At 67.7% G+C, this 26,622-nt stretch carries 24 protein-coding genes; 8 read left to right on the plus strand and 16 right to left on the minus strand.

Translation table 11 applies throughout. The features are described from left to right. Positions 1-141: 141 nt before the first annotated feature. The 5 genes from AC3WLC_RS17975 to AC3WLC_RS17995 form a co-directional block, all read right to left on the minus strand. Positions 142-1,233 carry a TRAP transporter substrate-binding protein gene (locus AC3WLC_RS17975; protein WP_493685259.1) on the minus strand — a complete coding sequence of 364 codons (1,092 nt, stop codon included), beginning with the start codon at positions 1,231-1,233 and terminating at the stop codon, positions 142-144. A gap of 132 nt (positions 1,234-1,365) precedes the next feature. Further along, complete coding sequence (locus tag AC3WLC_RS17980) at positions 1,366-2,304, minus strand: arginase family protein (RefSeq protein ID WP_493685260.1); 939 nt, start codon at positions 2,302-2,304, stop codon at positions 1,366-1,368. A 137-nt stretch (positions 2,305-2,441) separates the two neighbouring features. Continuing rightward, positions 2,442-4,073: an SPOR domain-containing protein gene (locus AC3WLC_RS17985; RefSeq protein WP_493685261.1), complete on the minus strand. Its 1,632-nt coding sequence runs from the start codon at positions 4,071-4,073 to the stop codon at positions 2,442-2,444. A 188-nt stretch (positions 4,074-4,261) separates the two neighbouring features. Beyond that, positions 4,262-6,028 (minus strand): arginine--tRNA ligase, encoded by a 1,767-nt coding sequence (argS, locus tag AC3WLC_RS17990; protein WP_493685262.1) that lies wholly within the window; start codon positions 6,026-6,028, stop codon positions 4,262-4,264. Positions 6,029-6,061: 33 nt separating this feature from the next. Then, entirely contained in the window at positions 6,062-7,303 is a 1,242-nt protein-coding gene (locus AC3WLC_RS17995; protein WP_493685263.1) for a deoxyguanosinetriphosphate triphosphohydrolase, read from the minus strand. An 86-nt stretch (positions 7,304-7,389) separates the two neighbouring features. Between AC3WLC_RS17995 and erpA the strand changes: the two genes are divergently transcribed. Beyond that, positions 7,390-7,740 (plus strand): iron-sulfur cluster insertion protein ErpA, encoded by a 351-nt coding sequence (erpA, locus tag AC3WLC_RS18000; protein WP_493685264.1) that lies wholly within the window; start codon positions 7,390-7,392, stop codon positions 7,738-7,740. A gap of 64 nt (positions 7,741-7,804) precedes the next feature. Here erpA and AC3WLC_RS18005 read toward each other — a convergent pair whose 3' ends face one another. The 4 genes from AC3WLC_RS18005 to AC3WLC_RS18020 all read right to left on the minus strand — a co-directional run bounded on the left by AC3WLC_RS18005 (position 7,805) and on the right by AC3WLC_RS18020 (position 12,202). Next, positions 7,805-9,394, minus strand: coding sequence for an ABC-F family ATP-binding cassette domain-containing protein (locus AC3WLC_RS18005; RefSeq protein ID WP_493685265.1), 1,590 nt, complete (start codon positions 9,392-9,394; stop codon positions 7,805-7,807). A 159-nt stretch (positions 9,395-9,553) separates the two neighbouring features. Then, positions 9,554-10,600 carry an HD-GYP domain-containing protein gene (locus AC3WLC_RS18010; protein WP_493685266.1) on the minus strand — a complete coding sequence of 349 codons (1,047 nt, stop codon included), beginning with the start codon at positions 10,598-10,600 and terminating at the stop codon, positions 9,554-9,556. A gap of 95 nt (positions 10,601-10,695) precedes the next feature. Then, the gene (locus AC3WLC_RS18015; protein WP_493685267.1) at positions 10,696-11,373 is read right to left on the minus strand and encodes an HPP family protein; all 678 of its coding nucleotides are present in this window, start codon (positions 11,371-11,373) and stop codon (positions 10,696-10,698) included. A gap of 217 nt (positions 11,374-11,590) precedes the next feature. Continuing rightward, positions 11,591-12,202, minus strand: a complete 612-nt coding sequence (locus tag AC3WLC_RS18020; protein ID WP_493685268.1) for a cold-shock protein — start codon at positions 12,200-12,202, stop codon at positions 11,591-11,593. A gap of 192 nt (positions 12,203-12,394) precedes the next feature. Between AC3WLC_RS18020 and AC3WLC_RS18025 the strand changes: the two genes are divergently transcribed. Beyond that, the gene (locus tag AC3WLC_RS18025; protein WP_493685269.1) at positions 12,395-13,513 is read left to right on the plus strand and encodes a mandelate racemase/muconate lactonizing enzyme family protein; all 1,119 of its coding nucleotides are present in this window, start codon (positions 12,395-12,397) and stop codon (positions 13,511-13,513) included. Between the two features lie 11 nt (positions 13,514-13,524). Then, positions 13,525-14,157 carry a LysE family translocator gene (locus tag AC3WLC_RS18030; RefSeq protein ID WP_493685270.1) on the plus strand — a complete coding sequence of 211 codons (633 nt, stop codon included), beginning with the start codon at positions 13,525-13,527 and terminating at the stop codon, positions 14,155-14,157. Here AC3WLC_RS18030 and AC3WLC_RS18035 read toward each other — a convergent pair whose 3' ends face one another. Beyond that, positions 14,158-14,913 (minus strand): SIR2 family NAD-dependent protein deacylase, encoded by a 756-nt coding sequence (locus AC3WLC_RS18035; RefSeq protein WP_493685271.1) that lies wholly within the window; start codon positions 14,911-14,913, stop codon positions 14,158-14,160. Between the two features lie 110 nt (positions 14,914-15,023). Here AC3WLC_RS18035 and AC3WLC_RS18040 point away from each other — a divergent pair, with 110 nt between their 5' ends. Further along, positions 15,024-16,208 carry an aminotransferase gene (locus AC3WLC_RS18040; RefSeq protein WP_493685272.1) on the plus strand — a complete coding sequence of 395 codons (1,185 nt, stop codon included), beginning with the start codon at positions 15,024-15,026 and terminating at the stop codon, positions 16,206-16,208. A 164-nt stretch (positions 16,209-16,372) separates the two neighbouring features. Here the strand turns inward: AC3WLC_RS18040 and AC3WLC_RS18045 are convergent, their stop codons facing one another. Next, positions 16,373-17,575 carry an ABC transporter substrate-binding protein gene (locus tag AC3WLC_RS18045; RefSeq protein WP_493685273.1) on the minus strand — a complete coding sequence of 401 codons (1,203 nt, stop codon included), beginning with the start codon at positions 17,573-17,575 and terminating at the stop codon, positions 16,373-16,375. Positions 17,576-17,622: 47 nt separating this feature from the next. Then, complete coding sequence (locus tag AC3WLC_RS18050) at positions 17,623-18,561, minus strand: alpha/beta fold hydrolase (RefSeq protein WP_493685274.1); 939 nt, start codon at positions 18,559-18,561, stop codon at positions 17,623-17,625. 87 nt (positions 18,562-18,648) lie between these two features. On the opposite strand from AC3WLC_RS18050, the gene AC3WLC_RS18055 reads away from it, so the two are divergent. After that, positions 18,649-19,158, plus strand: coding sequence for a MarR family winged helix-turn-helix transcriptional regulator (locus AC3WLC_RS18055; RefSeq protein WP_493685275.1), 510 nt, complete (start codon positions 18,649-18,651; stop codon positions 19,156-19,158). 124 nt (positions 19,159-19,282) lie between these two features. Continuing rightward, positions 19,283-20,257 carry a VOC family protein gene (locus AC3WLC_RS18060; RefSeq protein ID WP_493685276.1) on the plus strand — a complete coding sequence of 325 codons (975 nt, stop codon included), beginning with the start codon at positions 19,283-19,285 and terminating at the stop codon, positions 20,255-20,257. Positions 20,258-20,290: 33 nt separating this feature from the next. Here the strand turns inward: AC3WLC_RS18060 and AC3WLC_RS18065 are convergent, their stop codons facing one another. Continuing rightward, positions 20,291-21,052 (minus strand): SDR family NAD(P)-dependent oxidoreductase, encoded by a 762-nt coding sequence (locus tag AC3WLC_RS18065; protein WP_493685277.1) that lies wholly within the window; start codon positions 21,050-21,052, stop codon positions 20,291-20,293. 150 nt (positions 21,053-21,202) lie between these two features. Here AC3WLC_RS18065 and AC3WLC_RS18070 point away from each other — a divergent pair, with 150 nt between their 5' ends. Next, positions 21,203-21,814, plus strand: coding sequence for a TetR/AcrR family transcriptional regulator (locus tag AC3WLC_RS18070; protein ID WP_493685278.1), 612 nt, complete (start codon positions 21,203-21,205; stop codon positions 21,812-21,814). Between the two features lie 36 nt (positions 21,815-21,850). Here AC3WLC_RS18070 and AC3WLC_RS18075 read toward each other — a convergent pair whose 3' ends face one another. From AC3WLC_RS18075 to AC3WLC_RS18085, 3 genes are all read right to left on the minus strand, one after another. Further along, on the minus strand, positions 21,851-23,380 hold the full coding sequence (locus tag AC3WLC_RS18075) for a UxaA family hydrolase (protein ID WP_493685279.1): 1,530 nt from the start codon (positions 23,378-23,380) through the stop codon (positions 21,851-21,853). A gap of 120 nt (positions 23,381-23,500) precedes the next feature. Then, complete coding sequence (locus AC3WLC_RS18080; protein WP_493685280.1) at positions 23,501-24,856, minus strand: cytochrome c peroxidase; 1,356 nt, start codon at positions 24,854-24,856, stop codon at positions 23,501-23,503. A gap of 11 nt (positions 24,857-24,867) precedes the next feature. Further along, positions 24,868-25,737 (minus strand): 4-helix bundle domain-containing protein, encoded by an 870-nt coding sequence (locus AC3WLC_RS18085; protein ID WP_493685281.1) that lies wholly within the window; start codon positions 25,735-25,737, stop codon positions 24,868-24,870. Positions 25,738-25,960: 223 nt separating this feature from the next. Here AC3WLC_RS18085 and AC3WLC_RS18090 point away from each other — a divergent pair, with 223 nt between their 5' ends. Then, on the plus strand, positions 25,961-26,620 hold the full coding sequence (locus tag AC3WLC_RS18090) for a Fe2+-dependent dioxygenase (RefSeq protein ID WP_493685282.1): 660 nt from the start codon (positions 25,961-25,963) through the stop codon (positions 26,618-26,620). Positions 26,621-26,622 lie beyond the last annotated feature (2 nt).

The raw sequence follows: 26,622 nt of genomic DNA on the forward strand, positions 1-26,622 counted from the left end.
TATCGCCGATTCGAAGGGACGCTGCATCGCGTCATTCTCGGGCGAAGCGCAGCGCAGACCCGAGAATCTCAGGACGAGAAGGCACCAGACGCAGCCTCCTCCGGCCTGAGATGCTCGGGTCAAGCCCGAGCATGACGACATTTACCGCAGTGACTGCGACGCCTGCGCGTTGAACGCGTCGAACGGCAACTCGGCGACGCGGAACCAGAGCTGCTCCTTCTTCCAGTACGGCAGGAAGGAATCCCACAGCGTCTTGAAGTTCGGGTTCTTCGCCGCCTGGTCGGCATAGAGCGTGAAAGCTTCCTTGAAGGCGGCCTGCATCACGTCCTGCGGGAACGCGCGCAGTTCGGCACCGGCCGCGATCAGGCGCAGCAGCGCATCCGGGTTGCCATGGTCGTACTTCGCCACGCACAGCGCATTCGCCTCGGCGCAGGCCGCCTCGACGATAGCGCGGTAATGCGCCGGCAGCCCGTTCCACTTCTCGCTGTTGGCGATGAAGCTGACATTGGCGCAGCCTTCCCAGAAGCCGGGATAGTAATAGTACTTCGCCACCTTCACGAAGCCGAGCTTCTCGTCGTCATAGGGGCCGGAGAACTCGGCCGCATCGATCGTGCCGCGCTCCAGCGCCGGATAGATGTCACCACCGCCGAGCGTCTGTGGGACAACGCCGAGCTTGGCCATGATCTGGCCGCCGAGGCCGGCGATGCGGAACTTCAGCCCCTGGAGATCCGCGGCGCTCTTGATCTCCTTGCGGAACCAGCCGCCCATCTGCGCGCCGGTGTTGCCCGAGGGAATCGTGTGCACGCCGAACTTCTTCATCAGGTCGCGGCAGAGCTCGAGCCCACCGCCCTGGTAGAGCCAGGCGTTCTGCTGGCGGGTGTTGAGGCCGAAGGGCAGCGAGGTCTCGAAGGCGAAGGCGGTGTCCTTGCCGATATAGAAGCTCGCCAGCGTGTGGCTGCACTCGACCGTGCCGTTCTGGACGGCGTCGAGCGCCTGCAGCGCCGGCACGATCTCGCCGGCGGCGAAGGTTTGGATCTGGAAATTGCCGTCGGTCGCCTCGGCGACGCGCTTGGCGACATGGGTCGAGATGCCGAACAGCGTGTCGAGGCTCTTCGGATAGCTCGAGGTCAGGCGCCAGCTGATCTTCGGATTGGTCTGCGCGATCGCCGGCGCGGCGATGGTCGCGGCGGCGGCCCCGGCGGCGGTCGTCTTGATCAGCTTGCGGCGGTCCATGGTGTTCCTCTCATCGGGCGAGTGCTCGGCGCCCTGCGGCGCGGCTCGTCTGGGTAGCGCGACGCTACCTCGCCTGCCGCAGCGGCAAAACGGCGCCGCCGGAGGAGCGGCATGCGCCGGGGACAGGGCGCTTCAGCGCGCGGCGCCGCGAGCCAGCAGCCCGGCGCCCAGCATGGCGAGCCGGCAGACCGTGCGCGTGCCGAGGCCGTCGATATCGGCCTCCGGCACGAATTCGACGATGTTGAAGCCGATGATCGGCGCCCGCTCCGCCACGCCGTTCAGCAGCGTGACGACATCGCCGAAGGCAAGCCCGCCGGGCGTGCGGCCGAGCACCGCGGGCACGACGGCGGGATCGAAACCGTCGACATCGAAGCAGACCACCACCGGCCGACCGGGCGGAACGGCTTCGATTGCCGGCGCCATCCCCTTCGCCCGCAGGATGCTCATGTCGATCAGTTGCGCCCCGGCAGCCTTCGCCTCCGCCACGTCCGAGGGCCGGGCGCTGCCGGTGCCGCGGGCGCCGACCTGGACGATCATCCTGACGCCGTCGAGCTCGGACGCCCGCCGCATCGTGCTCGACAGGCCGAAGCGCTCGCCCTCGACCTCCTCGCGCCAGTCGATATGGGCGTCGACCTGCAGGATGGTGATCTCGCCTCGTTCGGCGAAGACAGCGAGCACCGGGATCTGGACGCTGTCGTCGCCACCGAGCAGCAATGGTGTGGCGCCACGCGCCAACAATGTCCGATAGGCATCCGCGATTCGCGCGCGATTGCCGGGCAGGTCGTCGGGGTCGAAGGCAAGATCGCCGCAATCGACCAGCCGCCCTCCGTCAGGCAGCAGCGGCCCGCCGAGATCGAAATCGTAATGCGTCAGCTTGCCGACCTGAGCCGCGCTGGCGCTGCGGATCGCGGCCGGCGCCGACTCGCTATGGGCGCGGCCGGACGCATAGGGCGTCGCAGCTGGAATGCCGATGACCGCGACCGCCCCCTGTGGCACGGCCTCTGGCGCCGAGCCCTCGCAATCGAGGAAGCGCAGGTCGGCGGCGCGGCTGGAAATCGGATCGGGAGACATCGGGCGGCCTGCATAGCTGGAGAGTCAGTCCAGCCTGCCCCGCCGGGAAAGCCCAGCGCAAGCAAAAGCCGGCCGCGACGATCGCGGCCGGCCTGGGTTCTATCGGCGGCGGGGCCTGCGGCTCCGCTTGCGCCCGCTCAGTTCTTGGCGATGAAGCACTGCCCGCCGGCGGCCTGCAGCGCCGAGCACATCGAGCTCGCATCCTCGCGGGAGTACGGGCCGACGCGCAGGCGGTAGACCGTCTTGCCGTTGAGTTCGGTCTTGCGCACGATCGGGCTCTGGTCGCTGAGCTGGCCGGGGTATTTGCGCTGCAAGGCTGCGAAGGTGGCACGTGCCTCGGCCTCGCTGCCCGGTGCGCCGAGCTGCACAACAAAGCCGCCATTCGGGTCGGCCCGCGGCGCGGTCGCCGCCGGCTCGGCCTGCTGCGGTGCGAGCGCGGCTGTGCGGGTGGCGGCAGGCGGTGTCTGCGCAGCCGGCGGGGTCGCCGGGGCGGCGGCGCGCTCCTGCGTCTTCGGCGCCATGGCCGGCGTCGCGCCCGGCTGCTGCGAGCGCGCAGCCACCTGGGCGGTCTGGGCCGGGGTCGCCGAGGCCGGGCGATTCGACGGAGCCGAGCCGGTCACGATGCCCTGTCCAACGCCGTTCGTCGCAGCGGCATTCGCCGGCGCCGGTGTGCCGTCGGGACGGATCGCGACGGTGCGGACCTTGCGCGGCTCACCGAGCCCCGGCACGGCCGGGATCGGCACCAGGCCGGGTTCCGTGGAAGCGAGACCTGCGGCGGCGGTATCGGTCGGTGTGATCGCGCCGTTCGAGGCCTGCGTCGGACGCGGCGCCATGGAGCGCGCCGCCTGCTGCACGTCGACCGGCTGCTCCTCGCGGCTGACCACCTTGGTCTTGTCGGCGCTGGCGTCGCCGCTGCGCTCGTAGATCTGCTTGTTCTGGTTCGGAATCTCGGCGCCGCCCGGATTGACGGGAGCGACCTTGGACGGGCCGGTATCGGCCGCGATCACCGGCGGCTGGCCGTTGATGCCGGCCGGTTTCCCGTTGCGGAAGACCATGGCGGCTCCGACGCCGCCGACCGCGACGATGACCAGTGCCGCCGCCGTCAGCATGCCCTTGCGCGACCGCGAGCGCCGGAAGTTGCGAGGCTCGTCCTCGGCATCCTGATGCTGCGCGTCATAGTCCGGCGCAGCCTGATGATAGTCCGGCGCAGGCTGGGGAGCATAGGCCTGCGGCTGGGCGTAGACCTGCCCGGCCGCCTCGTCGAGGTCGCGCGGCTGCTCGGGGACATAGGCGTGCGGCCCGTCCTGCTGCATCGCATAGGGCTGCGCGCGCGTCGGAAGCGGCTCCGGTTCGTCATAGTCATGCACCGGGGCCGCAGGCGCCTTCGCGACGGGTTGCGGCGACGCAGTGCGCACCGGCTCGGTCCGGCGCAGCAGCGCCTCGAACTCGTCAAGCGCGCCGCGCACATCGGCCGGCGGCGGGGCAGACTGCACCGGCGGCGCAGTAACCAGCGTCGGCTGGAAGCTCGGCTCGGTCCGGTGGCCGGACCAGGAAGCGGGCTGCGGCGCAGGCGGAGCCGCGGGACGCGCCTGTTCGGCGGGGCGACCGGCGAAGAGCTCCTTCAGCGGATCGTCCTGACCGACGAGGCGGGTCAGTTCCATCAGCGGATCGGAAGCCGCGCCGGGCTTCTGCGGCTGGGCCGCTCCGCGCAGCTGACGCTCCAGATCGTCGAGATCGAGGGCGAAACGGTTTCTAGCTGGCTCGCTCATGACATGATCCATTCCAGCGCATGCCGCCATCCATCAAAGGACGCCGCCACAGCGCGGTCAATCTGACGAAAGCCTTAGCCGACCCGCCTTCCGGCATGCCGGCCAACGCCGCCTTCGTATCGGACCCGGCGGGCGCTGGCCGGATCGTTCTGATCCGCAAAGCACCCGATGCGCCGGGATGGATCCCGTCAGCGCATCTCCTCCGGCGCCGTCACCCCAACGACCGCCAGACCGGAAGCAAGGACGCTGCGTACCGCATGCACGAACGCCAATCTTGCCGAGGTCGACTTTCGATCAGTTTGATTAACGAACCGTAATTGCGGCGAGTCTTTGCCCTTGTTCCACAGCGAGTGGAAGGCGCTTGCCAGATCGTGCACGAAGAAGGCGACACGATGGGGCTCGTGTGACGAAGCCGCGGCGTCAATCATCCTCGGATAAGCGGCAATCATCTTGACGATGCCGATCTCCGACTCATCGGTCAGCAGGCCAAGGTCGGCCTGCGCCAGCGCCTGCGGCGTGAGGTCGAGATCGGGGAAGGCCTCGGCCGCCTGCCGGAAGATCGAAGCGCAGCGCGCATGCGCATACTGGACGTAGAAGACCGGGTTGTCCTTCGACTGCTCGACCACCTTGGCGAGGTCGAAGTCGAGCGTCGCGTCGTTCTTGCGGAAGATCATCATGAAGCGCACCGCATCGCGGCCGACCTCGTCGATGACTTCGCGCAGCGTGACGAAGTCGCCGGAGCGCTTCGACATCCGGACCTGCTCACCATTGCGCAGCAGGCGGACGAGCTGGCAGAGCTTGACGTCGAGCGCGCCCTCTCCGTTCGTCACCGCCTTCACAGCCGCCTGCATGCGCTTGACGTAACCGCCATGGTCGGCGCCCCAGACGTCGATCATCTCGGCGAAGCCGCGGGTGAACTTCGAGCGGTGATAGGCGATGTCGTTGGCGAAATAGGTGTAGCTGCCATCAGACTTCAGCAACGGGCGGTCGACGTCGTCGCCGAACTTGGTGGCGCGGAACAGCGTCTGCTCGCGATCCTCCCAATCCTCGTCCTTCTGGCCCTTTGGCGGCGGCAGCCGGCCCTCATAGACGAGGTCGCGAGCCCGCAGATCCTCGATCGTCTGGTGCACGGCGTTGGAATTGCCGTCCCGCCCCTGCAGCGAACGCTCGGAGAAGAACAGGTCATGGACGACGCCGAGCGCGGCGAGGTCGTCGCGGATCATCGCCATCATGCCGTCGATCGCCGCCTGGCGCACCAGCGGCAGCCAGTCCCATTCGGGCTTGTCGCGCAGCGACGGCCCATACTGCTCGGCAAGCGCCTGCCCGACCGAGACCAGGTAGTCGCCGGGATAGAGCCCTTCCGGGATCGCGCCGATATCCTCGCCGAGCGCCTCGCGATAGCGCAGGAAGGCGGAGCGGGCGAGCACGTCGACCTGGGCGCCGGCGTCGTTGATGTAGTATTCGCGGGTGACGTCGTGGCCAGCGAAGGCGAGCAGGCTCGCCAGCGCATCGCCGAACACAGCGCCGCGGCCATGGCCGACATGCATCGGCCCGGTCGGATTGGCCGAGACGTATTCGACATTGATCCTGGGTTCACGCTTGGCCGCGCCGCGGCCATGCTCGGAGCCGGCCAGAACCGCCGCCTTCAGAACCTCTGTGAAAACAGCAGGTTGCAGCGTCAGGTTGATGAAGCCGGGCCCGGCGATCTCGGCCTTGAGGACATCGCTGTCCTTGGCCAGCTCGGCGACGATCAGCTCGGCCAGCGCGCGCGGCGCCATGCCAGCTTCCTTGGCCAGCACCATGGCGGCGTTGATGGCGAGATCGCCATGGGCCGGGTCCTTGGTCGGCTCGACCACGACGCGCGCCAGCGACAGCCCGGCCGGAATGCGGCCGGTTTCAGCCAGCCCGGTCAGGACAGTGGCAAGGCGTGCGGAGAAAGTCTCGAAAATGTTCATGGCGACCAGAGATGCGTAAGGAAGCGCCCGGCCCTATCGCAGCGACGGGGTGGCGTCAAACAGGCGCCGGTGCTCGTCGAGCGCGTAGGAATCGGTCATGCCGGCGATGTAGTCGGAAACCCGGCGCGCCAGGCGCGCCTCGTCGAGCTCTTCGCAGCCGGCAGCCCACTCCGCCGGCATGGCCTGCGGCTGCGCCTGGAAGCGCACGAACAGGTCGCGGACGATGTCGGCCGCCTCCTTGCGGATCACGCCGATGCGCGGATGCCGGTACATGTTCGGATAGAGGAAGCCCTTGATCGCCTTGTCGGCCGCGACCATCGCCGACGAGAAAGCGACGACCGGCGCCCCCGCTCGCCTGATCGCGTCGGCATCCTCTGGCGCCAGCGCAGCGATCCGCCCCTCGGACTCGGCGATCACGTCCTCGACGAAGCAGGTGATCACCCGCCGCACCATTTCGTTGATCGCGCGGGGCCGCTCCAGCCCGGGATGCAACGCATCGATCTCATCGAGAAGCCCGGCGAGGAAGGGCACCGCGCGCAATTCGGAGAGATCGAACAGCCCGGCGCGCAGGCCGTCATCGATGTCATGGGCGTTGTAGGCGATATCGTCGGCGAGCGCCGCGACCTGCGCCTCGGCCGAGGCATGGCTGTCGAGCCAGAGGTCCTGCTTCTCCTGGTATTCGAGAATCGCCACCGGAATGCCCGTCTTGGCGTAACGCTCGGTCGGTTTTCCATCGGCGCCCAGCAGCGGACCATTGTGCTTGACCAGCCCTTCAAGTGTTTCCCAGGTCAGGTTGAGCCCGTCAAAGCCGGCATAGCGCCGCTCCAGCCGGGTGACGATCCGCAGCGTCTGGGCGTTGTGGTCGAAGCCGCCGAAGCCAGCCATGCATTCGTCGAGCGCGTCCTCGCCGGTATGGCCGAAGGGTGTGTGGCCGAGATCATGCGCCAGTGCCAGCGCCTCGGCCAGATCCTCGTCGAGCCCGAGCGCGCGAGCCAAGGCGCGAGCGATCTGCGCCACCTCGATCGTATGGGTCAGGCGGGTGCGGAAGTGGTCGCCCTCATGCGAGACGAAGACCTGGGTCTTATGCTTCAGCCGGCGGAAGGCGGTGGAGTGGATGATGCGGTCGCGATCACGCTGGAACTGGTTGCGTGTCGCCGAGCCCGGCTCCTCGACCAGCCGGCCGCGGCTCGTGGTCGAACGGCAGGCGTAAGCGGCGCGCCAGCGTTCGCCTGGCTCCGGAGCCATGGCGGGGGCGGTATCGTGTGCGTGCGGCATGGCAGCCCCTCGGGCAGGCGTGGCTTGAAGGCCCGCTGTGCGGCCATTACCTTTGTGCACGAGGCAGGAGCAAGGATGTTCTGCGCATGACCATGGCGATCGAAGCCAAGCCGCACGCGATCTCGCTGACCGACAAGGCCGCGAGTCGCATCCTCGCGGTGATGGCGAGCGAGGCTCCCGGCGCGATGCTGCGCGTCAGCGTCGCCGGCGGCGGCTGCTCGGGATTCCAGTACGTCTTCGACATCGACCGGCAGAAGGCGCCGGACGATATCGTGATCGAGCGAGACGGCGCGACCGTCCTGATCGACGAGACCTCGCTCGAACTGCTCGACGGCTCGACCATCGATTTCGTCGACGACCTCGTCGGCCAGTCCTTCCGGATCACCAATCCGAACGCGACCAGCTCCTGCGGCTGCGGCACGTCCTTCGCGCTCTGAACAAAACGCTCGGCGCTCCCTTACAGGAGCGCCCTGCCCGTCCGTTTAGTCGCGCCGGCCCCGATCAATCCTCCGGTGCCAGCTCTATCAGGCGCGATATCGCGATCTCCTCCAGAAAGCGTCTATCGTGGCTGACGACGAGCAGCGCTCCGTCATAGGCGCGCAAGCCGGCCTCGATGATTTCGATCGAGTCGATGTCGAGATGGTTCGTCGGCTCGTCCAAAATCAGCAGGCTCGGCGGATTGCTCCCACCAAGCACGCAGGCCAGGCCCGCACGCATCAGTTCGCCACCGCTCAGCGTCGCGACCTCCTGCAACGCAGCGTCGGCCCGGAACTTGAAGCGGGCGAGCGCGGCCCGGCAGGCGTTCTCGTCGCTGCCGGGATTGAGACGCCGGAAATTGTCCCTGATCGAGGCTGACGCCTCGAGGATGCCGACGCTCTGGTCGAGCAAGGCCCAATCCACATCGAGCCGGACCTCCCCTGCCGATGGCGCGAGCTCGCCAGTCAGCAGCCGAAGCAGCGTCGTCTTGCCCGAGCCGTTCGGGCCGGTCACCGCGACACGCTCGGGCCCGGTCATCGCGAACGACAGATCCCGGATGATCGGACGGCCGGGCGCATGCCCGCCATGCAGGCCTTCGACCCGCACCACCGTCCTGCCGACTGCGAGCCCGGACGCGGGAACCGCGACCGAAAGCGGCTGAAGGATCTCGATGCGGCTGCGTGCCGCTGCGATCGCCGCCTGCGCCTGCGTCTGTTGCCGCTCGGCCAGAAGCGCGGCCTTGCCGCCGCTGTTCTCGCTGCGATTCTTCATCATCCCCATCAGGATGCGCGGCATGTCGCCCTTGGCGCGCTTGCGCTTGCCCACCCCGTCCCTGCGGGCCTGGCGCTCGGTCGCGGCCTGACTGCCGCGCGTCACATCGGCGAGACGCTGCTCGGCCGTCGCCAGATCTTGCCGGGCGGCAGCCAGGCCGAGCGCCTTCTGCTCCCGGTAATGGGACCAGTTGCCGCCATAACGCGCCGCGCCGAGCGTGCTGAGCTCCACGATGGCATCCATGGTTTCGAGCAGGTCTCGGTCATGGCTGATCACGATCGCCCCGGCGCGCCAGCCCGCGAGCATGTCGATCACGGCATCGCGGCCGTCGCCGTCGAGATTATTGGTCGGCTCGTCGAGGAGCAGGAAATCGGGCTCGGCGAAGAGAAGTGCGGCCAGGCCCACCCGCGTCCGCTGCCCGCCCGACAGCGAGGCGAGAGGCGTCGCCGCCGGCATGTCCAGCCGGAAGCGAGCAAGCGCCGTAGCGAGACGCGCCTCCAGGGTCCAATCGGCCTCGGCGATCTCGCTGGCCGTCGCATCTCCGCGCTCAGCCCGCTCCAGCACGGCCAAGGCCGGTGTAGCGCCGAACAGATCGGCCACGGTCTCGGCGGAGACCTGTGTTGACGACTGGGTCAGGACCGCAAGCTTGCCGCTCGTTGCGACGCTCCCTGACGCGGGCGGCACTTCGCCCGCGATCAGCTTGAACAGCGTGGTCTTGCCGACGCCGTTGCGGCCGACGAGACCGGTGCGCTCCGGCCCGAAGGATAGATCGATATCGGAGAAGAGGTTGCGCCCGTCAGGCGTGGACCAGCTCAATTTGGACAGGGTGATCGAAGCAGGCATGGATACGGAAGTCCCCGGCGGCAAGGCGAAGCGGCGTTGCGGTCGGGTGGAAATCCATGTCTGCGTTCATCCTGTCCGGCGTGGGAGCATCCGGGTATACCGGGGATGTGGCATATTCAAGTCGACGGGCCGGCCGATGCCTTGACGGCTTCGATCCCCTCAGCCCGGCAGCACCACCGGCCCGAAGGCGCGCAGCAGGTCGGCGTCGAGCTTGGCACCCATGCCGACCAGCACGGCATAGGCTTCCTGAGGCGCCATCGGCGCCTTGTAGGAGCGCCGCTCGATCAACGCGGCATAGATGTCGCAGATCGTGATCATCCGGACGACGTCCGGGATCTCGTGCGCCTTCAGCCCCTGCGGATAGCCCGTGCCGTCGAGATATTCGTGATGACTGCGCGTGGCCTCGACGACCTCGCGTGCGAAGGCGCCCTGCCGCAGCAGCATCTCATAGCCGATCTGCGGATGCTCGCGCACGATCACGACCTCCTCCGCCGTCAGCTTGCCGGATTTGTGCAGGATCGCGAGCGGCACGCGCGCCTTGCCGATGTCGTGCAGGACGGCGGCGCTGGTGACGAGCTTGCGCGCTCGTTCGGGGAAGCCGAGCGCATGGGCGAAGGCGGCGGCAAGGCCCGCGACCAGCAGGCAGTGCTGATAGGTCGCGTCGTCATGGCTCCAGACCAGGTCGAGCCAGGCGTCGAGATCGCGGTCGTCAGCTGCGCGGTTGATCGCCTCGACGCTGCCCTCTATCGCGGCGACCGGCAGAGCTTTGCCTTCGGCGGCGGCCGAGAGCATGTCGGCCATCCCCGCCGAAGCAGCCACGAACCGGCGCTGCATCGGCGCCACACCTTGCGGGGCGAGAATCCGGCCGATCTCGTCGAGCAGTGCCTTGGTCGGCAGGTCGGCGGACAGGATCGCGCTCGCGCCGATCGCGTTCGCCTGGATCGTCAGGCGCGGGGACTGATCGCGCAGCAAGCAGAGGCAGGGCGTTCCCTTGCGCCGACTATCCGCGATCTGTGTGCGGACAGCCTCTACCGCACTGCGATTTGACAGATCGACATCGCTGACGAGCAGCCGCTTCGGCGCCTGGCCGCCACGCATCGGGCGACTCAGGTCGACGACGTCGCACGGCCCCCACAGCGACAGCAGCCGCTCGAGCTTTACGCTCTGCTCCGGACGGTCGGTGATCAGCAGCACGGCAATCGGCATGTCCTCATAACGAGGTCAGCCTAGCCGAAGGTCCATTGAGGTCAGGTGAAATCGATTCGCTCAAATTCGCCGTTTCCGTTCAGGAACGGCGGAAGTCACGAACTCCGGGCTTGCCGCCGCAACGCGCTCGCCTCGGCATATTGCAGCAGCCGGTCGAGATCCTCGCGCGCGATGTCGAAGGATTCGCCCATCTGCGCCAGCGCCTCGTCGATATCGGGGGCGCTGAACATCGCCGGCGCCGCGGCCTGCGGGGCGGCATTGCCGGCCACCGGCGGCCGATGCGGATAGCTGCGCCAGGTCAGCCCATGGAAGGCGACGCCGAGCGCAACCAGCGTCAGCGAGCACAGGCCGATCGGCACGAAGGGAAACAGCAGTCCCCATTTCATCACGGCGGGGCCGCCGAGCACCACCGTGAGCGCGACCGCGCCGCCCGGCGGGTGCAGCGAGCGCGTCAACGACATGATCGCGATCGCGAGCGCGACGGCGAGCGCCGCAGCGGTGGTCAGATCCGGCACCGCCCAACCGACCGCGAGCCCGACCATGGCCGAAATGACATTGCCGCCGATCACCGGCCAGGGCTGCGCCAACGGGCTCGCCGGCACGACGAAGACCAGCACGGCCGAGGCGCCGATCGGCGCTACCACCAGCGGCGACTGGGTCGGAAACACGAAACCGGCCGCCGCCGTGAGCGCGATCGCTGCGAAGACACCGGCACAGGCGACAGCGCGCTCGGCCAGCGTCGCACCAGCGAGGATCGGGTGGAACAGCTTCACGGCAGGCTCTCCGGAACCCGTCCCACCGGCCATCCAGCCAAGCGAGCCGCGCTCCAATATCAATCACGAGCTGCCTCTATCATGGGCATTACGCACAATTCAACGGCAAAGCAGTAAATCCACACCAGTATCCGTGAATTAATTGAACCATTCTCCGCAAGCACCCGGCGCACAATAAAAAAGGCGCCCGGAGGCGCCCTTTCGGAGATCGTTCTTCTCAGTGGGAGACGGGGGTCCCGCCCTGCTCCAGCCGAACCTCGGCCGCCATCAGCCCCTTCGGCCCCGGCCCATAGCGCACCAGCACGACCTGCCCCGGAATCAGCTCGACGATGCCGTAGCGGCGCAGCGTCTCCATATGGACGAAGATGTCCGGAGCGCCCTCGCCGGCCGAGACGAAGCCGAAGCCGCGCAGCCGGTTGAACCACTTCACCACCATGCGCTCGAGCCCGCTGGTCGGCGTCACCGTCGCGTTGGTGCGCGGCATCGGCATCTCGGCCGGATGGCGCGCCGCGGAGGTATCGATCGAGAGCACCCGGGTGGCCTGGCGACCGCGCGCCTTGGCGACCGCCTCAAGCACGATGCGCGCGCCCTCGGCGATGGCGTGGAAGCCGTCGCGCTTCAGGGTGGTGACGTGGACGAGGACATCGCTGCCGCCATCCTGCGGCACGACGAAGCCGTAGCCCTTGCTCACATCGAACCATTTGACGTGGCCGATGATCTCGACCACCTGCTCACTGATCGCCTCAGGCCCGTCCAGACGCACGATCCGGTTGAGCGATTGCAGCGGGCCGACCGGTGGCCTGCCTCCGTCGCCGTATTCGTCGGACATGTCCCGCTCATCTCCGCCGCGAAACGTGATTCGTGACGTGACGATAGCACCCCGGCGGAGTCGGGAAACAGCCGCATCCGGCTCATCCACATGATCAGCATGCGCAAAGTGCGGGAGAGACCGATGAAAGCTGCGCCTTGTCGCCCCCGCGCATCAGGTCGATGATCCCGCCGACAGCACTCGGAGACCGACATGCGCATCGCCCGCATCGAGCCCTTCATCCTCCACATCCCGGTCACCGGCGGCTCGATCGCCGACTCGACCCACCGGATCAGCCATTGGGGCGTGGTCGGCACGAAGATCGTCAGCGAGGACGGCCTCACCGGCTATGGCTTCACCGGCACCCATGCCGACCTTGCTTCCGACCGGCTGATCACGTCCTGCATGCGCGACTGCTACGCGCCGCTGCTCGTCGGCGAGGATGCCTCCGAGCATTCGCGGCTCTGGCTCAAGCTCGCCCGCCACCCCGCCTTGCAATGGGTCGGCCGCGCCGGCATCACCCAGCTGGCGCTGGCGGCCGTCGACGTCGCGCTCTGGGATCTCAAGGCGAAAAAGGTGGGCGTGCCGCTCTGGCATCTGCTCGGCGGCGCCAGCAAGACGAAGCTCGAAGCCTACAACACCGATATCGGCTGGCTCTCGATCCCAAAGGACGAGCTGGTCGAGGGCGCGCGCATGGCGGTCGAGCGCGACGGCTTCCACCGCATCAAGCTCAAGGTTGGCCATGCCGATCCGATCACCGATATCGGCCGCCTGGAGGCGGTGCGCCGCGCCGTCGGCGACCATGTCACCATCGCGGTCGACGGCAACGGCAAATGGGACCTGCCGACCTGCAAGCGCTTCTGCGCCCGCGCCGAGGCGCTCGACCTGTTCTGGTTCGAGGAGCCGCTCTGGTACGACGACATCGGCTCGCATGCAGAGCTCGCCCGTTCAACCTCCATCCCGGTCGCACTCGGCGAGCAGCTCTATACGCTCGACGCCTTCCGCGCCTTCGTCCAGGCCGGCGCGATCCACTATGTCCAGCCCGACGTCACCCGCCTCGGCGGCATCACCGAATACATCCAGGTGGCGGAGCTGGCGCTGGCCCATCGCCTGCCGGTCGCGCCCCATGCCGGCGAGATGAGCCAGGTCCATGTCCACCTCGCCTACTGGCACCCGGCGACGCCGGTGCTCGAATACATCCCCTGGATCAAGGACGCCTTCGTCGAGCCCGCCAATGTCGCCGATGGCTGCTTCCTGCGCCCGCAGCAGCCCGGCGCCGGCACCACGCCGACGAAGGACGCCTTCGCCCGCTTCGCCAAGCCGCTGGCCTGAAGGACACCGCCATGCTCGACGTCACCACGCTCGCTCTGTTCACCGCCGCCTGCGCCGTGCTGACCGCGACGCCCGGCCCCGACATGCTGCTGACCGCCTCGCGCAGCATGAGCCAGGGCCGCGCCGCCGGTTTCATGACCTATGCCGGCATCGCAACCGGCAGCTATCTCCAGGCACTCGCCGCCGCCTACGGCTTGTCGCAGCTCTTCCTGCTCGTGCCCACCGCCTATGACGCGCTGCGCTGGGCCGGCGCCGCCTATCTGGTTTATCTCGCCTGGAAGACCTTGCGCTCGCCCGCAACGCTCTTCGCTCCGACGGCCGACGCTGCACGCTTCCCGCTGCGCCAGATCTTCCTGCAGGGCCTGCTGACCAATCTGCTCAATCCGAAGATGGCGCTGTTCATGCTGGCGCTGCTGCCGCAGTTCCTGAAACCGGAGGCCGGCTCGCTGCTGCTGCAGGTCGTGGTGCTGGCGTCGATCCTCAACCTCATGGGGCTGATCGCGAACGGCGTCGTCATCCTGACGGCGAGCCGCCTCGGCCGCGCCATCGCCAGCCGCCCGCATCTGGCGGTCTGGCCGCAGCGCATCCTCGGCGCCGTCTTCGGCGGGCTGGCGCTGCGTCTCGCCCTCGCCTCACGCGATTGATCAGTTCGCCAGTCGCGCCAGCACCGGGCCGATCTCGCTGCGCACGACGAGATCGGCGATCGCATCGAGATCGGTCGGCTCGCGGTTGAGGATGACGAGCTTGGCGCCGTTGCGCTTGGCGATCACTGGGAAGGTCGCGGCCGGGAAGACCACGAGCGAAGAGCCGGCGACGAGATAGAGATCGGCCGACATCGTCAGTTCATGCGCCCGCAGCATCGGCTGCTGCGGCATCTGCTGGCCGAAGGAGATCGTCGCGGTCTTCACGATGCCGGCGCAGATCATGCAGGTGGCCGGCTCGCCGCTCGCCTCGAACTCCACCCGGATCGCCGCGAGCTCATGCCGCCAGCCGCAGGTCAGGCATGTCGCATAGGTGCCGTTGCCGTGCAGCTCGATCACGCCGTCCTCGGCGATGCCGGAAGCCTGGTGCAGGCCGTCGATGTTCTGGGTGATCACCCCGGGCGAACGCCCTTCCGCCACCAAAGTCGCCAACGCCCGGTGGCCGCGATTGGGCCTGGCATCACGATAATGGTCGTCCATCGCGAATTTGCGCCGCCAGGCCTCGATCCGCGCCTCGCGGCTGGCGAGGAAGGCCTCGAATGGGATCGGCTTGTTCTGCATCCACGGCGAGCCGGGCGAGCGGAAATCCGGCACGCCCGATTCGGTCGAGATGCCCGCCCCGGTGAACGGCACGATCACCCCGGCGCGGTCGAGCATGGCGTGCAGTTCCTCGATCGCGTCCTGTGTCTCGTCGTCCATGCCGTCAGCCTCACCTTGTTCCGGTTCGAATATGGGGTGGACGAGCGCTGCGCTCCAGCCCTGCTGGCGAGGCCGTTGACGCCGCGAGAAACGCGCCGCAAAGCTCAGCCATGCCTGCGTCCTCTTCCGCCCCGCTCAATCCCGATCTCATCGACACCGCGACGCCGCCGATCCCCGAGGCCAAGGCCTGGGCCCGCGGCTATGCCGGTGGCAATGGCCCGCTGATCGACCTGTCGCAGGCAGTGCCGGGCTCGCCGCCCCCTAACGCTTTGCTCGAGCGCCTCGCCGAGGTGGCGGCGCTACCCGAGAGCACGCGCTACGGGCCGATCACCGGCGACGATGTTTTGCGCGAGGCCTATGCCGCCGAAAGCAGCGCCTTCTATGGCGGCACGATCCGGCCGCAGGAGGTCGCGATCACCGCCGGCTGCAACCAGGCCTTCGTCACCGTGGCTATGGCGCTGGCCGGCGCCGGCGACAATGTGCTGCTGCCGGCGCCTTGGTACTTCAACCACGAGATGACGCTGAACATGCTAGGCGTCGAGCCGCGCCCGCTGCCTTGCGATCCGCAAGCCGGCTTCGTGCCGGATGCCGCAACCGCCGAGGCGCTGATCGATGAGCGCACCCGCGCCATCGTGCTGGTGACGCCGAACAACCCGACCGGCGCTGTCTATCCGCCCGCCACCATCGCCGCCTTCGCCGAACTCTGCCGCAAGCGAAAGATCTGGCTGGTCCTCGACGAGACCTATCGCGACTTCCTGCCCGAGGGCGCCGACCGCCCGCATGAGCTCTTTTCCGCAAGCGACTGGCAGGATTCGCTGATCGGCCTCTACAGCTTCTCGAAGGCCTATGCCGTGCCCGGCTGGCGCCTCGGCGCCATCACCGCCGGCGAAGCGGCGCTGGCCCAGATCGGCAAGGTGCTCGACTGCGTCCAGATCAGCCCGGTCCGAGCCGGCCAGAGCGCCGTCGCCTGGGGCATCGACGGCATTCGGTCTTGGCGGCAAGCCAACCGCGCCGAGATGAACTCCCGCGCCGCGCTCTTCCGCCAGGCGATCGCGCCGCTGAACGGCTGGACCGTGCTCGCCGCCGGCGCTTATTTCGCCTATGTCGCCCACCCGTTCGAGGGCGTGCCGGCCGCGGAAGTCGTCCGCCGGCTGGTGCAGGAGCGCGGCGTGCTCGCTTTGCCCGGCCCCTATTTCGGCCCCGGCCAGGAACAGCATTTACGCATCGCCATCGCCAATGTCGCGGCCGAGCGCATCGCGGCGCTGGGCGAGCGGCTGAAGGGCTTTGCGCTCTAGCTTCTCAGCTTTCTCCCCCTGAGCCCTCATCCTGAGGAGCCATTCCGTTGGGAATGGTGTCTCGAAGGATACTTCAGGAGGCTCCGGGGGGACTGGAACATCCTTCGAGACGCGCCCTACGGGCGCTCCTCAGGATGAGGGCTGTGAATAGGTAGAGCGGCCCTTCAACCCTTCGCCGCCGGGCATTTGCTCTCGCTCAGCGGCCAGACCGTCTCCTCCGGCGCGATCTTGCGCACGATCTCGAAATAGTCCCACGGCCCCTTCGAATCCGCCGGCTTCTTGACGCGGGCGAGATACATCTCGCGTAGCACCCGCCCGTCGGCCCGGATCGTCGCATCCTTTGTGAAGGCGTCGTTGATCGGCATGGCGCGCATCGCGGCCGCCACCTTGTCTGGATCGTCGGTGCCGGCCTGCTTGATCGCCTTGAGGTAATGCAGCACCGAGCCGTAGACGCCGGCATGCAGCATGGACGGCATCATCCCGGCCTTCTCCAGGAACTGCTTCGACCAGGCGCGCGAGGGCTCGTCGAGATCCCAATAGGAGGCGGTGGTCAGGTAGGTGCCCTGCGTCGCCTTGAGGCCGAGGCTGTGCACGTCCTGCAGGAAGAAGATCAGCGCCGCGAGGTTCTGGCCCTGCTCGGCCAGCCCGAACTCGCCGGCCTGCTTGATCGCGTTGACCGTGTCGTTGCCGGCATTGGCGATGCCGATCACCTTGGCGCCGGACGATTGCGCCCGCAGCAGGAAGGAGGAGAAATCGGCATTGTTCAGGGGGTGGCGCACCGCGCCAACGACCTTGCCGCCATTGGCTTCGACCACATCGGTCGCATCCTTCTGCAGCTGGTGGCCGAAGGCGTAGTCGGAGGCCAGCATGAACCAGGAGGTGCCGCCGGCCTTGACCACGGCCGAGGCGGTGCCGCGCGCTACGCCATAGGTGTCGTAGGTCCAGTGGAAGCCATAGGGCGAGCACTGCTCATTGGTCAGCGCCGTGGAGCCGGCGCCGGAATACATCACGATCCGCTTCTTCTCGCGGGCGAGCGACTGCAGCGCCAGCGCCACCGCGGAATTGGGGATGTCGACGACGGCGTCGACCTTGTCGATGTCGAACCATTGCCGGGCGATCGAGGTGCCGAGATCGGCCTTGTGCTGGTGGTCGGCGGCGACGATCTGGATCGGCTTGCCAAGCACGGTCGCACCGAACTCCTTCACCGCGAGCTCGGCTGCGATCACCGAGCCCTTGCCGCCGATGTCGGCGGTGACGCCGGCCATATCGGTGAGCACGCCGATCTTGACGACATCGTCGCTGACCTGGGCCAGCGCCGGCAGGCTGGCAAGCGCCATAAGGGCCCCGCCTGCGAGAAGCGACCGCATGAAACTTCCTCCCGAGCTATCGTCCGGCAGTGCCGCCGGTTCGAGCTTCAAAGACCCTTTGCCTCCAGCCAGGCGACGATCAGGGCCGCGATCTCGTCGCTGTTGTCCTCGCACATCGGCATATGGCCGTTGCCGGCGATGCCGCATTCCGGCAGCCAGGCGAACTCGGCACCGAGGTATTGCGCCGTCGCCTCGTCGACCGCGCGCGGATGGCGCGGGTCGCTGTCGCCGGTGACGATCAGGATCGGCAGCTTGGAAAGGTTCGCCGGATCGGCGATGCGCAGGCCCTTGCCGCCGATATTGAAGCGCTCGTTCATCAGCCGCGCGCTCTCGGGCACGATCGAGCGGCGATAGGCCTCGAAGGCCTCTTTCGGGAAGCGCTCGGAATTGGCCCAATAGGCCCGCATGAACTCGGGTGGGATGAAGAGCGGCTTGTCTTCCTCGACCCGGACCGGGCAGCCCAGGCTCTCATCGTCCTTGAGCTTGGCCACCGCCTCGGCATCGTCGGGTAGCACGGGAAGCAGGTTCGCCGGCCCCCCCGGCGCGATTCCGACGATCGCTGCGACTGCCTTGGGGCTCTGCTCGGCGATCCACCAGGCCATCGGCCCGCTCGCCGAATGCACCAAGAGCACTGCCGGGCCGATCTCTTCCAGCAGGCGCTGCAGGCTGGTCGCGATCTCGACGCTCGACAGTGTCGCGAAATCCGGCCGCATCGGCGAGCGGCCATGGCCCGGCCAATCCGGCACGAAGACCGCGCGGCCGGAAGCGGCGAAGACAGACGCCCAGCCAGGCCGGCCATCCGGCGTGGTCAGATAGCAGGCGCCGGTATGGCCGCCGCCATGGACGAGAACGATCGGCATACGGCCCGCCCCTGCCGTCCCGAACTGGTCGACATAGATCGGATGGGCCTCGGTGCCCGAATAGAAGCATTGCCGCTCCGGCGCGCGCGAAAGCGCCTGCCGCCTTGTGGCACCAGCCTGGTCCATCGTCTCCTCCCGGCACGGCAAAACCGTGCCATTCCTTATCCGGGATGCTAGGACCGGCTCATGGCGCGCGCAACAAAAAAGTCTAATATGAGACTAATTCCGCAACCTGATGCGGGCGAGATCGACGCCGAGCAACGGCGCGTCATCCTCGACGGCACCGCGATCCCGACCGCCTACAAGATCGGCTACATCCTGAACTTCTATCGCGAGCCGTCCTTCCGGGCGATCGAGATGGAGTTCGGGCTGACCCGGCCGGAGATCGTCATCCTGATCTTCCTGACCGTGCGCGACGGCGCGAGCGCCAGCGAGTTCTGCGAGTTCTCCGGCCATCTCAAGGCGAGCGTCAGCCGCGCGGTGATCCTGCTCGAGAAGAAGAAGCTGATCCGGCGCGAGCCCGACAAGGCCGACAGCCGCCGCCAGCTCCTCTTCCTGACGCCGGACGGCCGCGCCCTCTACGAGCGCTATATCCCGGCGCTCAAGGCCAGGGAGGCGGCGATGCTCGGTTGCCTGTCAGGCGACGAGCGCGCCCAGCTCGGGCGGCTGCTCGATAAGCTCGCCGCCCATGTCCCGCAATGGGGTTTTGCCTCGGAGTTGTGAACCGCAGCTGCATTGGGCCACAGCGAGCGGGCTTTGCCCCTCGCGCGCTTGTGACATGCATGCCGCCGCGAAGAATGCTCTGCACGGCCGCAGCGGCGATGAGCCGCGACCGGACCGAACGACGATGACGATCGCATTGACGAGGCGAACCCTGCTGCGGCTCGCCGGCACCACCTCGCTCGCCATGGCCGCCGCCGCGGCGGCGCTGGCGGAGGGACCGGTAGCAGCCGGCACGGGCTTGGCACCGGGCTTTGCCCTCAGCACGCCGATCCGCTGCGGCGCGATCGGCCTGCGCGTGCGCGATCTCGACCGGATGAGCCGCTATTACCAATCCGTGCTCGGCCTCGGCGTGATCTCGGCCAGCGCCGATGGCGTTATCCTCGGCGCCGGTGGCGTGCCGCTGGTCTGGATGGAGCCGCGGCCGCAGGCCGGGTACGAGCCGCGCAACGCGGCTGGCCTGTTCCACACCGCCTTCCTGATGCCGTCGCGGCACGATCTCGCCCGCTGGCTCGTCCATGTCGCGCGCAACCAGACGCCGCTCACCGGTTTCGCCGACCACAGCGTCAGCGAGGCCGTCTATCTCGACGATCCCGAGGGCAACGGCATCGAGGTCTATACCGACCGCGACCCGCGGCTTTGGCGCTGGGAGGGCGAGCGCGTCGTCATGGGCACGCACCGGCTCGACGTCGACGGCATCCTCGCCCTGACGGACACCAGCCACAGCGACTATCGCGAGGCCCCCACCGGGCTGCGCATCGGCCACATGCATCTGCGTGTCGGCGACATCGCGCAATCCGAGGGCTTCTACCGCGACGCGATCGGCCTCGATTTGACCTCGCGCCGCGACACGGCGAGCTTCCTCTCCTCAGGCCGCTATCATCACCATGTCGCGCTCAACACCTGGAACAGCGCCGGTGCTGGGCGGCGGGACAGAGCGCAAACCGGCCTCGACTGGTTCTCGCTGGAAGTCGCCGATCCCGCTCTGCTGGCGACGCAGCGCGAGCGCATGGCGAAAGCCGGCTATGCGCCGACCACCGTGGCACGCGGCTTCGAGAGCACCGATCCTTGGGGGACGCGGCTCAGACTTGTCGGCGCCTGAGCCATAATTTGGCACGTTGGCCCGCTCAGTCCCTCAGACGCCAAGGCCGCCGGCGACATCGATCGTGCCGCCAGTCATGTAGCCGGCGTTAGGACCAGCGAGGAAAACGACGACCGACGCCACCTCCTCCAGCCTCGCGAGACGGCGGATCGGGTGCGTGTCGAGGAAGGCATCGGGCGCATCGGTGCTGCCCAGGGCTTCGACCATCATGTCGGTCGGCATGGCGCCGGGCTGGACGACATTGGCGGTAATGTTGCGCTTGCCGAGATCGCGCGCCACGCCCCTCGCATAGCCGTTGAGGGCCGCCTTGCTGCCGGCATAGTCGGCGACGCCGGGGAAGATGGCATGCGAGCCGTTGAGCGAGCCGATGAAGATGATGCGACCGCCATCGCTCAGCACCGGCGCCGCCGCGCGCGTCGTCGCCACCGCGCCCATGACGTTGATCTGCCAGAGCCGGTCGAGCCTGGCCGCATCGAGCGCGGGATCATCGACCACCTGGCCGGTCACGACGACCGCCGCGTTGTTGACGAGGATGTCGAGCTTGCCGAAATGCGCAATGACCTTGTCGACGAGTGGTTTGGCCGCCGCCATCTCGGCCTGGTCGCTTTGGATCGCCAGCGCACGGACTCCCTTCGCCTTCAGCCTTTCGACCACGGCCTGCGCCTTCTGCGCCGAGGCGACATAGCTGATCGCGACGTCCGCGCCCTGCTCGGCCAGCGCCTCGGCCATGACGGCGCCGAGTCCGCGCGAGCCGCCGGTCACGAGGGCCACCTTGCCCTGCAATGTCTTCGACATGGGAAATCTCTCCATAGGTGTGCCGCGTCAGACGTTGGCGAGCGGCAGTTTCGTTTTCATAACGATCGTTACTATAACGATTAGTATGAAATATGGACAAGAGCCGTCAAGCGGTTTAATAACGGTCGTTATGAAAAAGGGATCACTCTGATGGGGCGCCATCGCGAGTTCGACGTCGAGAAGGCGCTCGACGCGGCGCTCTGCGTCTTCTGGCGCAAGGGCTACGAAGGGGCGTCCTATGCCGACCTGACGCAGGCGATCGGCGTCGAGCGGCCCGCCCTGTATTCGGCCTTCGGCAACAAGGAAGCGCTCTTCGGCCTGGCCTTGAACCGCTATTACGAGCGCTATCTCGACCATTTCCCGAAGGCGCTGCTGCTGCCGACGGCACGCGAGGTCGCCGCAGGCATCATGTACGGCGCCATCGACGTCAATACGCGCTACCCCGACCATACTGGATGCCTTGGCATCCAGGGTGTCCTGGCCGGGTCGGACGAGGCTGAGCCGGTGCGGCAGGTGTTGATCGAAGCGCGCGCGGCCGGCGAGGCGCAGCTTCGCGAGCGCTTCGAGCGGGCGAAGGCCGAGGGCGACCTGCCGGCGACAGCGAGGCCCGACACGCTCGCGGCCTTCGTCCTGGCCGTGGTTCACGGCATGGCGGTGCAGGCCAAGGCTGGCTTCAGCCGCGATGTACTGCGGGCGGTCGCCGAGCAGGCGCTGTCGACATGGCCGACCGGCGGCTCGGCCCCCTCCAAGGCGTCAGGCTAGAGCGAGGCTGCAAAGCACCTCGCTGCCGCCCTCGCCTCACATCGTCGCGCCGATCTGCCAGGGCACGAACTCGGCGTCGCCATAACCCAGCTGCTCGGATTTGGAGCGCTCGCCGGAGGCAATCTTCAGCAGCGTCTCGAAGATCTCGCGGCCCTTCTCTTCGAGTGTCACGCCGTCGAGCACGTCGCCGCAATTGATGTCCATGTCGTCGATCATCTTCTCGTAGATCGGCGTGTTGGTGGCGAGCTTGACCGAGGGCGTCGGCTTGCAGCCATAGGCCGAGCCGCGGCCGGTGGTGAAGGCGAGGATGTTGGCACCGCCAGCGACCTGGCCGGTCGCCGCGACGGGGTCGTAGCCGGGCGTGTCCATGTAGACGAAGCCCTTGTCGCGCACCGGCTCGGCATAGTGGTAGACCGCCGAGAGCGTCTTGGTGCCGCCCTTGGCGGCCGCGCCGAGCGACTTCTCCAGGATGGTGGTCAAGCCGCCCGCCTTGTTACCCGGCGAGGGGTTGTTGTTCATGCTCATCCGGGCGCGCTCGGTGTAGTCCTCCCACCACTTGATGATGCCGACGAGCTTCTCGCCGACCTCGCGGGTGGCGGCGCGGCGGGTGAGCAGGTGCTCGGCGCCATAGATCTCCGGCGTCTCCGAGAGGATCGCGGTGCCGCCATGCTCGACCAAGATGTCGACGGCAGCGCCCAGCGCCGGATTGGCGGTGATGCCGGAATAGCCATCCGAGCCGCCACACTGCAGCGCCAGCATCAGTTCGGAAGCCGGCACCGTCTCGCGCGACACCCGGTTGGCGATCGGCAGCATCGTCTTCAGCGCCTCGACGCCGGCGGCAACCGACTTCTTCGTGCCGCCGGTCTCCTGGATCGTCATGGTGCGGAAGATGTCGCTCTCCTCGACGCCATAGGCTTCCTTCATCCGCTTGATCTGGAAGCCCTCGCAGCCGAGGCCGACGACCAGCACCGCCGCCATGTTCGGGTTGCAGGCATAGCCCCAGGTGGTGCGCTTCAGCACCTCGAAGCTCTCGCCATTGTAGTCGATGCCGCAGCCGGTGCCGTGCGTCAGCGCGATCACACCGTCGACATTGGGATAATCGGCGAGGATGCCCGAGCGCTTGACCTCCTCGGCCATGAAGCGCGCGGCCGAGGCTGAGCAGTTCACCGAGGTCAGGATGCCGACATAATTGCGCGTGCCGGCGCGCCCGTCCTTGCGGCGGAAACCCTGGAAGGTCGCCTGCTGCTCGACCGGCAGGATCAGTTCCTGCTTGGCCTCGGCGGCATAGGCATAGTCGCGTTCGAAGGCGTGGAAGCCGGTATTGTGCTCGTGCACCCATTCGCCCGGCGGGATGTCGAGCGTGGCGAAGCCGATGATCTGGCCGAACTTGCGGATCGGCTCGTCCTTGGCGATCCCGGTCAGCGCGATCTTGTGGCCGCGCGGAATCCGCTTCAGCGCGGTGACCCCGGCAGCGCTCACCCCCACATCGATCGGATCGACGGCGACCGCGACATTGTCGGCGGCATTGAGCTTGAGCGTGCGCGGCGGAACGACTTTGTCGAGCATGATGATACCTTGGGACCGGCGGCTCCCCCGCCTCCCCTAAGCAATGCTCTGATTGCGGCCTTTTTTCAATCGGTTGAAACTAGCAGCTGAGTTGCGGCCGGCGCCGGGCGCGCAAAGCGGCTAGCGCTCGACCGAGACGTCGAGCCGCATCGCCGGATGGATGCCGCAATAGAGTTCGTAGCGCCCCGGCCGCGCAAAAGGCAGCGTCACCGACTGGCCGGGCTCCTGCGCGCCGGAATTGAACGGCCGCGGCCCGGTATCGAGGCGGACATTATGGGTGCGGACATCGTCGTTGACGATCGTCAGGCTCTGCCCGGCATGCACCCGCACCGCAGAGGGCTGGAACAGCTTGTCCTTCTGCGAGATCACCGTGCCTTCGCGCGCCGCCGGAGGAGCGGCCGGCCCGGCCGCGACCAGAGGCGCCGGCACCGGTGGATTCTCGCTAGACAGCGTCGCCAGGAAAGCGAGCAGCGCCGCCCGCTCGGGCTGCGTCAGGGTCACCCGCTTCAGATCAGGCGACAGGCTGGGGCGCTGGATGACGCCATGGTCGTAATGGTCGAGCACCGCATCGAGGGTCGCCAGCGAACCGTCATGCATATAGGGGGCAGTCCAGGCGAGCTCGCGCAGCGACGGCGTCTGGAAGGCATGGTCGGCGGCCGGCAGGCCGATGACCTTGCCGCGTCCTAGGTCATTGCTGGCTAAGCCGATATCGTGGAAGGCCCGGTCGGTGAAGGCCCAGCCGGAATGGCAGTTGCTGCACCCGGCCCGACCATTGAAGAGCCCGAAACCGGCCTTCTCCTCGGCATTTAGCGCGGTCTCGTCCCCCTCCGCCCAGGCGTCGAAACGCGTTTTCGGCGAGACCAGGCTGCGCACATGAGTAGCGAGCGCCGCAGCGATCTGGTCCGGCCCGATCTGCGGATGCTCCGGAAACGCTTCGGCGAAAGCCTTGCGATAGGAGCGGTCACGCCCGAGCTTGCCGGCGAGACGAGGCAGGCTCTCGCCCATTTCGAGTCGGTCCTCGATCGGCCCGCGCACCTGCTGCTCGAGCGTGCGCGCCCTTCCGTCCCAGAAAAAGGCGGCGCCCCAGGCGAGATTCCACAGATGCGGGGTGTGCCGCACAAGCAGCTTCTTCGCGACGCCGCGGCCGATCGGCACGCCATCCGTGAAACCGAGCGCCGGATCATGGCAGCTCGTGCAGGCAACCGCGCCGTTCACCGACAAAGCAGGATCGGAGAACAGCTTCTTGCCGAGCGCGAGCTTGGCCGACGTCGGCGGGTTGGCCTCGGGAAACGGCACGCCATCCAGACGGCGGTAGAGCGCTCGGAAGCCCGCCAGGGCGGCCTCACCCGCTCCTGGCGCCTGTTCCTGCGCCTGCGAGCCACCGGTCAGCACGATCGCCGCCGCCAGCATTCCGGCGAGGAACGCCTTGGGCAGCGATGGCGCTGGCTTCGTCTCGATCGGGGTGACGGCGGCCAAGGCTTTTCGCCTCAGCGCAGGAAGTTCCCGGCCTGCAGCTCGACGCGGGCGATGTCGGAGAGGACGTCGCTGGCGTCCTTGACCGGCTTCTTCGGCGCGACGGCCGCCGGCCAGGCCTTCTTGAGGTTCGCGAGCGCGCCGCGGATTTCCTTGAGCGCCTCGGCATCCTTGGCCTGGAGATCGCTTGCCACAGCCTCGATCATCGCGTCGGCATGCCAGACGAAGCCGCGCGAGTCCTGGTACTCGACCGCCTTGGCGATACGGCCTTTCTCGATCGCATTGCCGTATTCGTCGGCCGCGACCTTCAGCGTCTCCAGCGCGGTCTCGACCGAGAAGCGCGGCCAGTTCTGTTCGGCCGCCCGCAGGCCGACATCGGCCTCGGCGAGCCGCTCCTGCACCTGCTTGAGCGCGCCGTCATAGGCCTCTTTTTTCTTGGCCTTGACCGTCTGCACCAGCGCCTTCAGCGCCGCCTCGAAGGGCCGAACCTTGTAAGTGGCGAGGTCACCCTTGATGCCGCCGTAGATCTCTTCGGCCGGGTGCAGGAAATGCGGCAGCGCCTCGCCGAAGCGACCCTGGCGCACCAATTCGTCGCCGACCAGCAGATGGCCGCGGATCAGAGCGATGGAGCGGGCAAACTTCAGGTTCGGAGCGAGCCCATCGGCCTTGCCGCCTTCGCCGCCCTCTCCGCCTTCGCCACCCTGCCCCTTGGCGGGCGTCGCCGGCGCGCCATGGCTACCGGCCGCATGCTGCGCGAGCTGGATGCCATCGGCGTGGCGCAGGCCGGGAGCCGCCGCGACCTGGCTGAGATCGGCGCCTGCCAGGCCGGTGCCGGCGGCGATCACAGTACCGAGGCCGAGCCAGAGTTTGCTGGTGGTCTTCATCACGGCCTCCTGTCGTCGGGTCGGTTGGACTTGGCCCGCCAAGAGCCTCCAAGTCATAGCAGCGGCATGAGCCCGAATGCTCGGGCAGTCAAGGAAAGAGGCTCGGCCGAAAGCTTGATTATAGTTATTCTAAAGAGACTTAGGCCGAACTCCGAAGGTGCTCGCGGTGGACAGCGCCCGCGCCGTCGCCGCATGATGACCGCCCTCCCAGGAAGGTCCCGTCATGATCCTGCCGATCGGCAACGTCCTCAGCCCTGCCGAAGTCGACGAGGCCCGCACCGAACTCGCCGCGATCCGCTTCGAGGATGGGCGCAGCACCGCCGGCTGGAACGCGAAGCTGGTCAAGAACAACCGGCAGGCCGCCCCCGGTACGCGCAGCGAAGCGCTCAGGCAAAAGCTCGCCGAGCGCATCCTCGCCAACGAGGTCTTCGCCGCCGCCGTTCGGCCGAAGGCGCTGACGCCGCTGCTGTTCAGCCGCTACGAGCCCGGCCACGCCTATGGCAGCCACGTCGACGATGCCCTGATGGGCGGCCTGCGCACCGACGTCTCCTTCACCCTCTTCCTCGCCACGCCCGAGAGCTATGAGGGCGGCGAACTGGTGATCGAAGGCACCTCCGGCGATGAGCGGATCAAGCTGCCTGCCGGCTCGCTGATCGCCTATCCCTCGACGAGCCTCCACCATGTCGCGCCGGTGACGGCGGGCGAGCGTCTCGCCGCCGTCGGCTGGGCCCGCAGCTTCATCCGCGATGGCGGCCAGCGCGAGATCCTGTTCGATCTCGACCGGGCCCGGCGGGCCTTGTTCACGCGCGACGGCAAGACCGCCGAGTTCGACCTCTTGTCGAAATCGCTCGCCAACCTGATCCGGATGTGGGCGGAGGATTGAGG

The sequence above is a fragment of the Allobosea sp. GW821-FHT03A12 genome (genome assembly GCF_058986765.1).

Coding starts and splice junctions, on each gene's coding strand:
- AC3WLC_RS17975 (WP_493685259.1), bottom strand. CDS start 1,233: ATGGACCGCCGCAAGCTGATCAAGACGACCGCCGCCGGGGCCGCCGCC.
- AC3WLC_RS17980 (WP_493685260.1), bottom strand. CDS start 2,304: ATGTCTCCCGATCCGATTTCCAGCCGCGCCGCCGACCTGCGCTTCCTC.
- AC3WLC_RS17985 (WP_493685261.1), bottom strand. CDS start 4,073: ATGAGCGAGCCAGCTAGAAACCGTTTCGCCCTCGATCTCGACGATCTG.
- argS (WP_493685262.1), bottom strand. CDS start 6,028: ATGAACATTTTCGAGACTTTCTCCGCACGCCTTGCCACTGTCCTGACC.
- AC3WLC_RS17995 (WP_493685263.1), bottom strand. CDS start 7,303: ATGCCGCACGCACACGATACCGCCCCCGCCATGGCTCCGGAGCCAGGC.
- erpA (WP_493685264.1), top strand. CDS start 7,390: ATGACCATGGCGATCGAAGCCAAGCCGCACGCGATCTCGCTGACCGAC.
- AC3WLC_RS18005 (WP_493685265.1), bottom strand. CDS start 9,394: ATGCCTGCTTCGATCACCCTGTCCAAATTGAGCTGGTCCACGCCTGAC.
- AC3WLC_RS18010 (WP_493685266.1), bottom strand. CDS start 10,600: ATGCCGATTGCCGTGCTGCTGATCACCGACCGTCCGGAGCAGAGCGTA.
- AC3WLC_RS18020 (WP_493685268.1), bottom strand. CDS start 12,202: ATGTCCGACGAATACGGCGACGGAGGCAGGCCACCGGTCGGCCCGCTG.
- AC3WLC_RS18025 (WP_493685269.1), top strand. CDS start 12,395: ATGCGCATCGCCCGCATCGAGCCCTTCATCCTCCACATCCCGGTCACC.
- AC3WLC_RS18030 (WP_493685270.1), top strand. CDS start 13,525: ATGCTCGACGTCACCACGCTCGCTCTGTTCACCGCCGCCTGCGCCGTG.
- AC3WLC_RS18035 (WP_493685271.1), bottom strand. CDS start 14,913: ATGGACGACGAGACACAGGACGCGATCGAGGAACTGCACGCCATGCTC.
- AC3WLC_RS18040 (WP_493685272.1), top strand. CDS start 15,024: ATGCCTGCGTCCTCTTCCGCCCCGCTCAATCCCGATCTCATCGACACC.
- AC3WLC_RS18045 (WP_493685273.1), bottom strand. CDS start 17,575: ATGCGGTCGCTTCTCGCAGGCGGGGCCCTTATGGCGCTTGCCAGCCTG.
- AC3WLC_RS18050 (WP_493685274.1), bottom strand. CDS start 18,561: ATGGACCAGGCTGGTGCCACAAGGCGGCAGGCGCTTTCGCGCGCGCCG.
- AC3WLC_RS18055 (WP_493685275.1), top strand. CDS start 18,649: ATGAGACTAATTCCGCAACCTGATGCGGGCGAGATCGACGCCGAGCAA.
- AC3WLC_RS18060 (WP_493685276.1), top strand. CDS start 19,283: ATGACGATCGCATTGACGAGGCGAACCCTGCTGCGGCTCGCCGGCACC.
- AC3WLC_RS18065 (WP_493685277.1), bottom strand. CDS start 21,052: ATGTCGAAGACATTGCAGGGCAAGGTGGCCCTCGTGACCGGCGGCTCG.
- AC3WLC_RS18070 (WP_493685278.1), top strand. CDS start 21,203: ATGGGGCGCCATCGCGAGTTCGACGTCGAGAAGGCGCTCGACGCGGCG.
- AC3WLC_RS18075 (WP_493685279.1), bottom strand. CDS start 23,380: ATGCTCGACAAAGTCGTTCCGCCGCGCACGCTCAAGCTCAATGCCGCC.
- AC3WLC_RS18085 (WP_493685281.1), bottom strand. CDS start 25,737: ATGAAGACCACCAGCAAACTCTGGCTCGGCCTCGGTACTGTGATCGCC.
- AC3WLC_RS18090 (WP_493685282.1), top strand. CDS start 25,961: ATGATCCTGCCGATCGGCAACGTCCTCAGCCCTGCCGAAGTCGACGAG.